Source organism: Vogesella margarita, assembly GCF_028548475.1.
Lineage (GTDB): Bacteria > Pseudomonadota > Gammaproteobacteria > Burkholderiales > Chromobacteriaceae > Vogesella > Vogesella margarita.
Map to the genome: position 1 here is coordinate 187,496 of NZ_JAQQLE010000007.1, position 7,798 is coordinate 195,293.

Annotated in this window: 7 protein-coding genes; 3 read left to right on the top strand and 4 right to left on the bottom strand. The window is 63.9% G+C overall.

Annotated features, from left to right (window positions below; genetic code table 11):
* Window positions 1-71 precede the first annotated feature (71 nt).
* The 3 genes from parE to PQU96_RS09580 are packed head-to-tail and all read right to left on the bottom strand — an operon-like array spanning window position 72 to window position 3,225.
* Window positions 72-2,039: a DNA topoisomerase IV subunit B gene (gene parE, locus PQU96_RS09570; protein ID WP_272772111.1), complete on the bottom strand. Its 1,968-nt coding sequence runs from the start codon at window positions 2,037-2,039 to the stop codon at window positions 72-74.
* Between the two features lie 19 nt (window positions 2,040-2,058).
* Window positions 2,059-2,670, bottom strand: a complete 612-nt coding sequence (locus PQU96_RS09575) for a DUF2238 domain-containing protein (RefSeq protein ID WP_506016903.1) — start codon at window positions 2,668-2,670, stop codon at window positions 2,059-2,061.
* Between the two features lie 15 nt (window positions 2,671-2,685).
* Window positions 2,686-3,225 (bottom strand): RNA pyrophosphohydrolase, encoded by a 540-nt coding sequence (locus PQU96_RS09580; RefSeq protein ID WP_272772114.1) that lies wholly within the window; start codon window positions 3,223-3,225, stop codon window positions 2,686-2,688.
* Window positions 3,226-3,541: 316 nt separating this feature from the next.
* Between PQU96_RS09580 and PQU96_RS09585 the strand changes: the two genes are divergently transcribed.
* The 3 genes from PQU96_RS09585 to pssA all read left to right on the top strand — a co-directional run bounded on the left by PQU96_RS09585 (window position 3,542) and on the right by pssA (window position 7,483).
* The gene (locus PQU96_RS09585; protein ID WP_272772115.1) at window positions 3,542-4,834 is read left to right on the top strand and encodes a glutamine synthetase family protein; all 1,293 of its coding nucleotides are present in this window, start codon (window positions 3,542-3,544) and stop codon (window positions 4,832-4,834) included.
* Between the two features lie 123 nt (window positions 4,835-4,957).
* Window positions 4,958-6,055 (top strand): polyamine ABC transporter substrate-binding protein, encoded by a 1,098-nt coding sequence (locus PQU96_RS09590; RefSeq protein WP_272772116.1) that lies wholly within the window; start codon window positions 4,958-4,960, stop codon window positions 6,053-6,055.
* 87 nt (window positions 6,056-6,142) lie between these two features.
* A complete protein-coding gene (gene pssA, locus PQU96_RS09595) occupies window positions 6,143-7,483 on the top strand; it encodes a CDP-diacylglycerol--serine O-phosphatidyltransferase (protein ID WP_272772117.1) in 1,341 nt (446 codons plus the stop codon).
* Window positions 7,484-7,576: 93 nt separating this feature from the next.
* On the opposite strand, the gene PQU96_RS09600 is transcribed toward pssA, so the two are convergent.
* On the bottom strand, window positions 7,577-7,798 hold a 222-nt coding region (locus PQU96_RS09600; RefSeq protein WP_272772118.1), incomplete at its 5' end, for a hypothetical protein.

Below are 7,798 nucleotides of genomic sequence, written 5' to 3' on the forward strand. Positions count from 1 at the left end.
AAGGTTGGCCGCAATAAAAAGGCCGCAAGCCCGGACGGGGTTGCGGCCAACCTTGGCGATGTACGACCGGCTCAGATGTCGGCTTCGACCTCGTTGCCCTTGGCTTCCATCCAGCTGCGGCGGCTGGATGCCTCGCCCTTGCCCATCAGCTTGACGAACATCGCGCGCGTCTCGGCAAAGGCACCGGCGCGCACCCTCACCCGCGACAGGCGGCGGGTATCCGGGTTCATGGTGGTGTCCTTGAGCTGTTCCGGGTTCATCTCGCCCAGACCCTTGAAGCGCGAGATGCTCCACGCGTTTTCCTTCACCCCCTCGCTGCGCAGGCGGTCGAGGATGGCGGTCATCTCACCTTCGTCCAGCGCGTACAGCTTGCGCGGCGGACGGTTCTTGCCCTGCCCCGGCACGTCGACGCGGAACAGCGGCGGCTGCGCGATGTAGATGTTGCCGTTGTCGATCAGCCGCGGGAAGTGGCGGAAGAACAGCGTCAGCAGCAGCACCTGGATGTGCGAGCCGTCGACGTCGGCATCGGACAGGATGGCGATCTTGCCGTAGCGCAGGCCGGACAGGTCCGGGGTATCGTCGACCCCGTGCGGATCGACGCCGATGGCCACCGCCATGTCGTGGATCTCGGCGTTGGAGAACAGCTGGTCGCGGTCGGTTTCCCAGCTGTTGAGCACCTTGCCGCGCAGCGGCAGGATGGCCTGGTACTCCTTGTCGCGCGCCAGCTTGGCCGAGCCGCCGGCGGAGTCGCCCTCCACCAGGAACAGCTCGTTGCGCTCGATGTCCTCGCTCTCGCAGTCGGTGAGTTTGCCCGGCAGCACCGCCACGCCGGAGCCTTTTTTCTTTTCCACCTTCTTCACCGACTTCAGGCGGCTCTGCGCCTGGCGGATGGCCAGCTCGGCGATCTTCTTGCCGGCTTCCACGTGCTGGTTCAGCCACAGCTCCACCGGGTCGCGGGCGAGGCCCGAGATCAGCTTCAGCGCGTCGCGGCTGGTGAGCTTGTCCTTGGTCTGGCCCTGGAACTGCGGGTCCAGCACGCGTGCGGACAGCACGAAGCGCACGCGGCTCCACACGTCCTCGGCCATGATTTTCACGCCGCGCGGCAACAGGTTGTGGTGGTCGATGAAGCTCTTCACCGCGTCGAACACGCCGGCGCGCAGGCCGGCTTCGTGGGTGCCGCCGGACGGGGTCGGGATCAGGTTCACGTAGCTCTCGCCGCTGGCGCCGTCCTCGAACCAGGCCATCGCCCACTGCACGCCTTCGCCACGGGCGAACTGCTCGTGGTCGTCGCCGATATAGGCCTCGCCGGCGAACAGCGGCGCGATCGGCTCGTCATCGCCGCACAGCTCGGCGAGGTAGCTCTTCAGCCCTTCCGGGTACTGCCACACTTTCACCTCGTCGCCGCTGGGGCGCTCTACCGTCAGCGTCACCGCCACGCCCGGCAGCAGCACCGCCTTGGCGCGCAGCAGGCGCTCCAGCTCCTGCATCGAGTAGCGCGGACTTTCGAAGTACTTGCCGTCCGGCCACACCCGCACGCGGGTGCCGCTGGTGCGCGGGCCGCAGTCGCTAACCCGCGCCAGCGGCTCGATCACGTCGCCGCCGGCGAACACCAGCCGGTGCACGCCGCCCTCGCGCTTGACCTCGACTTCCAGCCGGGTGGACAGCGCATTGGTCACCGACACGCCGACGCCGTGCAGACCGCCGGAGAAGGCGTAGGCGCCGCCATCCTTCTTGTTGAACTTGCCGCCGGCGTGCAGGCGGGTGAACACCAGTTCCACCACCGGTACGCCTTCCTGCGGATGCAGGCCCACCGGAATGCCGCGGCCGTCGTCTTCCACCGTCAGCGAGCCGTCCTGGTGCACGGTCACCGCGATCTTGCGCGCGAAGCCGCCCAGCGCCTCGTCAGCCGCGTTGTCGATGACTTCCTGGCAGATGTGGGTGGGGTCGGTGGTGCGGGTGTACATGCCCGGTCGTTCCTTGACCGGCTCCAGCCCCTTGAGCACCCGGACCGAGGATTCGTCGTAATTCTGTTGCGTCATGGTTGGTCTATTCTGAGATTCAGTAACGCGCCGCCTGCAGCGTCGCGAGTTGTCGGTTGTGGGTCGGCGCCAGTATCAGCTGCGCCAGCACGGCGCCGCACAGCGCCAGGAACATGTCCCACTGCGTATCCCACGGGTCGCCCTGGGTGGCGAGGAAAGCATCGGCACCGGCGCCCAGTGCCAGCGCCGCCCACCATTCGATCAGCTCGTACAGCGCGGAGAAGGCCAGGCAGAAACAGGTGGTGAGAAAGGCGAGCCAGCCGCCGCGCAAGGGCGTCTTGCGGCTGAGCACCTCGCGCGCCAGTAGCGCCGGGAAGAAGCCCTGCGCAAGATGGCCGATGCGGTCGTAGTGGTTGCGGCTGAAGTCGAAGGCATCCTGCAGCCAGAAGCCGAGCGGGGTTTCGGCGTAGGTGTAGTGCGCGCCGACCAGCAGCACCACCGCGTGCAGCGCCATCGCCCATGCGGCCAACCTGGTCCACGGAAAACGCCGCCACAGCAGCCACACCAGCGGCAGGCCGAGCACCGCCGGCAGCGCTTCCATCCACCACACCGCGACGTCGGCCGGCTGCCATGCCGACCAGGCAGCAACAACGGCCACGCCTGCAAATGCAGTGCGTGGCCGCGAAGGCATCGGATTGCTCAAGGATCAGCTCCCGTCCGCTTGCCGGTGCCGGCTGCCGGCCACCCGCCCCAGATATTCGCCACGGCTCTCCACGCCCTTGATGAAGCGCATCAGCTCGGTCAGCGCGCGTTCGTACACGTCGCGCTTGAATTCGATCACGTTGTCGATCGGTTCCCAGTAGTCGCTCCAGCGCCAGCCGTCGAACTCCGGATGGTTGGTGGCGCGCAGGCACACGTCGCAATCGCGGCCGGTGAGCCGCAACAGGAACCAGATCTGCTTCTGGCCGCGATAGCTGCCGCGCCACTCGCGGCGCACCCAGTTGGTGGGCACGTCGTAGCGCAGCCAGTCGCGGGTACGCCCCAGAATCTTGACGTGCTGCGGCAACAGGCCGACTTCTTCTTCCAGTTCGCGATACATGGCGGCTTCCGGGCTTTCGCCCGGCTTGATGCCGCCCTGTGGAAACTGCCACGAATGCTCGCGCACGCGCTTGCCCCAGAACACCTCGTTGTGATGATTGACGAGGATGATTCCGACATTGGGGCGGTATCCGTCCCGGTCCAGCATGACAAAACCTGCAATATCGTTAGTTGACCGGATTTTTGCACATTTTGCCGGCAGCCGCCATGAGCAAGGTGTGGCGCCGGCGCTCATTGCCGGCAACTATCGTTAAATAAAATTGACGATTTTGCGAATTTCAGGTTAAAAAAATAGACACACGACCCGCCACCCGGAGTCCATGATGCCCTATTGCTGCACCTCGCCCGTTGCCGCCAGCCTGATCCGGCTGCCGCTGGGCGTCTTCGAGCAGCCGCTCAGCACCTACGGCCGCCCGCGCTGAATTGTCCGCCTCCCGACAACTCACGCAGCAAAGGTATCCGACATGTCCGATCTGCAGCAATGGCTGAACGAGCAACGCGTCAGCCACATCGAGTGCCTGTTTCCCGATCTCAACGGCCAGGCCCGCGGCAAACTCATTCCCTGCCACAGCTATCTCGACAGCGCCGAACAGCGCTTCCCGCAAGTCAGCCTGATCCAGACCCTGGACGGCGACCCGCAACAGCAACTGGTCGCCGACAGCGACCCCGACATGCGCCTGCGCGCCGACCCGCGCACCCTGTGCCTGAAGCCGGACAGCGGCGACGGCCGGCGCATCGCGCAGCTGATCCACGACTGTGTCGACGCCGACGGCGAGCCTATCCCGTTCGCGCCGCGCAGCGTGCTGCAGCGCGTGCTGGCCGCCTACCGGCAGCGCGGCTGGCAACCGGTGGTCGCGCCCGAGATCGAGTTCTACCTGCTTGCCGCCGACGGCCAGCCGCTCGGCGCCACGCGCCAGCCGTACAGCGTGGATCAGGCGCCGGCCCACGCCGCCTTCTTTGCCGAGCTGGAGCAACTGTGCGCGCAACAGCACATCGCCAGCGACACCATGCTCGGCGAGGTCGGCAATGGCCAGTTCGAGATCAACCTGCAACACGGCGATGCGCTGGCGCTGGCCGACCAGGTGTTCCTGTTCAAGCGCAGCGCCAAAACGTTGGCCGCACACCACGGCCTGCTGGCCACCTTCATGGCCAAGCCCTTCGCCGCCGACGCCGGCAGCGCGATGCACATCCACCAGAGCTTGGTCGACGCCCACGGCCACAACCTGTTCAGCCAGCCGGACGGCTGCGCCGCGCCCCGCTTCTGGCACTACCTGGGCGGCCTGCAGCGCTACCTGCCGGCGGCGATGCTGCTGCTGGCGGCCAACCCCAACGCCTACCGTAGGCTGAGCCCGCACAGTGCGGCGCCGATCAATGTCGAGTGGGGCATCGACAACCGCAGCTGCGGCCTGCGCGTGCCGGACAGCTCCCCGGCGGCACGGCGCGTGGAAAACCGCCTGCCCGGCATGGACTGCAACCCCTACCTTGCCATGGCCGCCACGCTGGCCTGCGGCTTGCTTGGCATGGAGCAGGCCATCGCCCCGAGTACGCCGCTGTCCGGCAGTGCCTACGGCATGGCGGCCACCCTGCCCGCCAGCCTGCCGCAGGCAATCAGCGCCCTGCGCGACGAACCGGCCCTGCACCCGCTGCTGCACCCGCAGTTCGTGGCCAGCTTCTGCGCACTGAAAGAGGTTGAATGGCAGACATTCGCGCGTACCATTACACCATGGGAGCAGCAGCACTTATTGCGGCAAGCCTGAATCAGTTGCCCTCGCCCACGCCAAGCACTTGACATGTTTTCAATAAGCACTGGTTTCAAGTAGCGTTTTTCAGTCAAAATAATGTGTTCGATTACCTGAACCGCATCGCCAGGAGAAACTTGAATGAAACGATTTGCCCGCACCCTGCTTCTGGGCGCCATCAGCGCCGCCTACGCCGGTAGCGCCGTCGCCGCCAGCTCGGAACTGAACATCTACAACTGGTCGGACTACATCGCGGAAAGCACCATCCCGGGCTTCCAGAAGGCAACCGGCGTCAAGGTCCGTTACGACGTTTACGACAGTAACGAGATCCTGCAGGCCAAGATGCTGACCGGCAAATCCGGCTACGACATCGTCGTGCCATCCAATACTTTCCTGGCCAAGCAGATCCAGGCCAACCTGTACCTGCCGCTGGACAAGAGCAAGTTGCCGAACTACAAGGATCTGGATCCGGATCTGATGAAGCTGATGACCAAGTTCGACCCGGGCAACAAGTTCGCGGTACCGTACTTCTGGGGCATCAACACCATCGGCATCAACACCGACCGCGCCACCAAGGCCCTGGGCGGCAAACTGCCGGCCAACCAGTGGGACATGCTGTTCAAGCCTGAATACGCCGCCAAGCTGAAAAGCTGTGGCGTGAGCATGCTCGACTCCCCGGCAGAGGTGTTCCCTATCGTGCTGCACTACATGGGCAAGGACCCGGCCAGCAAGAACGAAGCCGACTACCGCGCCGCGGCCGATTTGCTGAAAACCATCCGTCCGCACGTGACCCGCTTCTCCTCCTCCGGTTACATCAATGAGCTGTCCGGCGGTTCGCTGTGCATGGTGCTGGGCTACGGCGGCGACATCAACATCGCCCGCACCCGCGCCGTGGAAGTGAAGAGCGGCGTCAAGGTGCAGGCGCTGGTACCGAAAGAAGGTGTCGGCATCTGGATCGACAGCATGGTGATCCCGAAGGACGCCAAGAATGCCGACAACGCCTACAAGTTCATCAACTACAGCTTGGACGCCAAGGTCGCCGCGGCCAACGCCAATGCCGTGACCTACGCACCGGGCAGCCTGCCGGCACGCAAGTTCATCGACAAGGCCAACCTGGCCAACCCGTCGATCTTCCCGAGCAAGGAAGTGATGGCCAAGAGCTTCGTGATGCTGCCGATGGACCCGAAAATCCAGCGTCTGACTACCCGCCTGTGGCAGGAATTCAAGACCCGCAAATAAGCCGCACGCAAACAAAAAGGCCGGAACATTCCGGCCTTTTTTCATTCACAATGGCAACAGCAATCTTAACGGACACCACTCGCCAGCATGCCGCTTTTTCCTTCCCGCCGTCCGGCCCCTGCCGGCAATGGCTTTGCCGTTGATGCGGCCAACATCCATGTGCTGCACGACGCCAAGAGCTTTCACCAGCAACTGCTAACGCATATTGCGCAGGCACAGCAGCGTATCCACCTGTGCAGCCTGTACCTGCAACACGACGAGGGCGGCGAGTCCATCCTGCTGGCACTGCACCAGGCCAAGCAGCAACGGCCACAGCTGGACATCCGAGTGTTTGTCGATTTTCACCGTGCGCGGCGCGGCCTGATCGGTGCCGGCAAACAGGCCGGAAATGCACAATGGTATCAGGAGATCAGTGCACGTTTCGGCAGCGAGCAGGTTCCCATCTACGGCGTACCGGTACAGACGCGGGAGCTGTTCGGCGTGTTGCACCTGAAAGGCTTCGTGATCGACGACTGGCTGATCTACAGCGGAGCCAGCCTCAATAATGTTTACCTCCATGTCGGCGAACGCTACCGCTTCGACCGTTACCACCTGATCCGGGATCGCGGGCTCGCCGACAGCTTTTCGCACTACCTGTGCCAGCAGCTGCTGCCCTCCCCCGGCGTGCAACGCCTGGATCTTCCCGGTCTGCCACGTCCCGCCAAGGATGACATCAGGTCACTGCGGCAGCGGCTGGCCAGCTACGACTACCTACCCGCACCGACAACCGCCGAGCACGCTTGTATCAGCGTCACGCCGCTAAGTGGCGTCGGCAAGGACAACCGCTTCAACCAGCGCATCGAACAGCTGCTGGGCAGCGCCAAAAGCCGGATCATCCTGTGTACGCCTTACTTCAATCCACCGAAGAGCATCCTGCGCATCCTGCAAAAGCAGATCAGGAACGGACTGCAGGTCGAGATCATCGTCGGCGACAAGACCGCCAACGACTTCTACATCCCGCCCAGCGAGCCGTTCCGCGTCATTTCGGCACTGCCTTACCTGTACGAGAGCAACCTGCGCCGCTTCGCCAAACGCAACCAGAGCGCAATCGCACAGGGCAAACTGCAGCTACGCCTGTGGCAGCACGAGCACAACAGCTACCACCTGAAGGGGATCTGGATCGACCGGAGTTGGCAGCTGGTTACCGGCAACAACCTCAACCCGCGCGCCTTCCGTCTCGACCTCGAAAATGGCCTGCTGCTGCATGACCCCACAGGCCAGCTTGAGCAGCAAAGCGCCGCCGAGCTCGACAACATCCGCCGCTACACCCGGCTGCTGCAACACTATCGCCAGCTGGAAACGCTGCGCGACTATCCCGCCGAAGTCAAAACCCTGCTCGGCCGCCTCAAACGCATACGCCTCGACCGCCTGCTCAACCGGCTGCTATAAAACTGCTTCTGTAAAGATTGCCGGCGCCGGCAGTGAAGTATCGGGCAAGACTCAACAGCGGACTGTCGGCACAACCCATCCGGGGCAATCGCCTCAACAGGTATCGCCATCTGCTGAGGCGAGGCGCAAGGTTGGCTGCAACGGGGTCAGTGGCAATCGTTCCGGCGGGGGGGCTGGAAAAGTAATGCGGGCGAAGCGACGTCCCCCCGGTATTGAGTAGCACGTGACTTTAGAGTCCAATTCACCATGACACGGAGATTGGACATGAAGAAGCGTTTCACCGAAGAACAGATCATCGGTTTCCTGCGCGAAGCA